Origin of the sequence: Psychrobacter sp. FME13 (assembly GCF_014861395.1) — a bacterium.
In the GTDB taxonomy this organism is placed as follows: domain Bacteria; phylum Pseudomonadota; class Gammaproteobacteria; order Pseudomonadales; family Moraxellaceae; genus Psychrobacter.
This window is the reverse complement of the sequence record NZ_RRYV01000265.1, coordinates 1-2,004: the sequence shown is the minus strand read 5'-3', so window position 1 is coordinate 2,004 and position 2,004 is coordinate 1. Positions and strand designations below refer to the sequence as shown.

Below are 2,004 nucleotides of genomic sequence, written 5' to 3'. Positions count from 1 at the left end.
GCACTTACGCCAAGTGGCCAAACGTTTTGATCACACGCTGGTTGAGAACAACAAATCCATCATCAAGCTGTTGCGTGATCCTAACGCTGAACGTGAGCAGTATCTGGCACTGATTCAGCATTTTACAGATTTCAGAGACAATATCGATCAAAAACGAGCGGCATTGAATACCAGTAACATCGACGAGCTGGGCGGTAGCGCAGGAGAGGTAGGGAGAATGACTCGGGACACCATGTCATCGTTCAGCTATATAGAAGAATTAACGGATTACATCAATCAGGATAACTACCCAACTGAGGCAAGAGGGCTTGCCAAAGAACATTTAGCAGATACCTTAAATGAAACCTGTGAGCAACTCAAACTTGCATTGCGTGATGTCAACTCCTTACCAACAACCCAGCGTAAAACCTACTCAGAGGCTCTTAAAGCCACTTTAGAGACGTTTACTGAGCAATATGGCAAAGAGCTGTCTGAAAGCCAACACAGAGCACTACAGGGTGGTTTAGAGACCTATCAGTATCAAGTGAGTAGAACTAATACACCTAGGCGAGGATTTAGTCCTTAATCTAGTCCTCAAAAAAACCGCTACTGAGGAAAAATTTGCTTAGGCAAGATACGTTGTTTAAGTGATGATTTTTTACTTATCCACAAAAAAATTTATCACCCGTTTCTTTAAGGGTTTTTATTTGATCCTGTTTACTCCTGTTTACTCCTGTTTAAGAGCCTTTTTTCACCTTTGATATCAATAGCTTACAAAGAGAAAAAAGAGTAAATGAGCCAAAAAAAGAGTAAATGAGCCAAAAAAAGAGTAAATGAGCCAAAAAAAGAGTAAATGAGCCAAAAAAAGAGTCGTTTAAAGATAGCTATTTATTTTACTATTTTTATGATAGTTTGTCTCATGTGGAATTCTAATAAACGTAGAAATAGTGAAATATAAAATGGAAAATAATTTAGTCGTACAGTCAAATGATTTAGTTCTTGCTACTTATACGATGACAACAAAAGAAAAAGAGCTTTTACTAACTTGTATTAGTCAAATTGATAGTAGACCTGATGCGCCAAATATCAGTAAACAAACCAAATTTACTATTACTGCTGATGAGATAAAAAGGCTTTTTTATAGTGATAGCAACGCAAAAAATATCTATCGTGATATTGAGCAAGCTAGTAACCGCTTGTTTGAAAGGGAAGTGATCATCGCACTGCCAGACAATGAAGCATTGCGTACACGCTTTGTTAGTAGTCTTCTGTTTAGCCCAAATACAGGGAAGATTACGCTAACTTTTGCAGAGGATATATTGCCGTATCTGACACAATTAAAAGCAAATTTTACTAAATATAAGTTGTTAGAGATCAGTGAGCTATCAAGTATCCACTCAATACGCTTATATGAATTAATAGTGTGTTGGATCGGACAGTATCAATACAGTAAAGCATATGAACTTGAAGATTTTAAATATGTTATGGGTATAAAAGGCAAGTACAAGCAATTTAGTGAACTTCGAAAGTATGTGATCGATAAAGCCCTAGAAGAGATTAATGAAAGTACAAATTATAAGGTTAGTGTGGAATATAAAAAAAAGAGTAGAGGCAAAGGCTACGAGGGGCTAACGCTCAAATTCCACCGGAAAACACTAGATAAACTAACCAGTGAAGATGGCACCCTGTCACAAGCTACCATAGAGTCGATTGTTGATAACGTGCAGTTTATGAATGACTATAACAACCATCCGAGCCTAAGTTACGACGGCAAAATGCAGAATGACACATTTAAGCGCGAAATGATTCATATCATACAGCGAGAGCCTGAAAGTTTTAACAAGCCCAATAAATCTTTAGAGAGTTATCTACCAAAGATTAAACACTAATACTGAGACCATCCCGAATTCTGTGTAACTGCCCTTTAGATTAAATGCTTACTGATACGATCATCAAACATAATCATAAAGTGTAGTGGTCAACTAATTTAGGACACCTGATAAGAGGTTTTTGTTAAAGTAGCGT

2 protein-coding genes are annotated in these 2,004 nt (G+C 37.0%); both read left to right on the top strand.

All coding sequences use genetic code 11. From position 1 onward, the window contains the following. A partial coding sequence (locus tag EI164_RS15810; RefSeq protein ID WP_225739360.1) for a hypothetical protein occupies positions 1–565 on the top strand: 565 nt, incomplete at its 5' end. 373 nt (positions 566–938) lie between these two features. Next, on the top strand, positions 939–1,868 hold the full coding sequence (locus EI164_RS15805) for a replication initiation protein (RefSeq protein WP_192520942.1): 930 nt from the start codon (positions 939–941) through the stop codon (positions 1,866–1,868). Positions 1,869–2,004 lie beyond the last annotated feature (136 nt).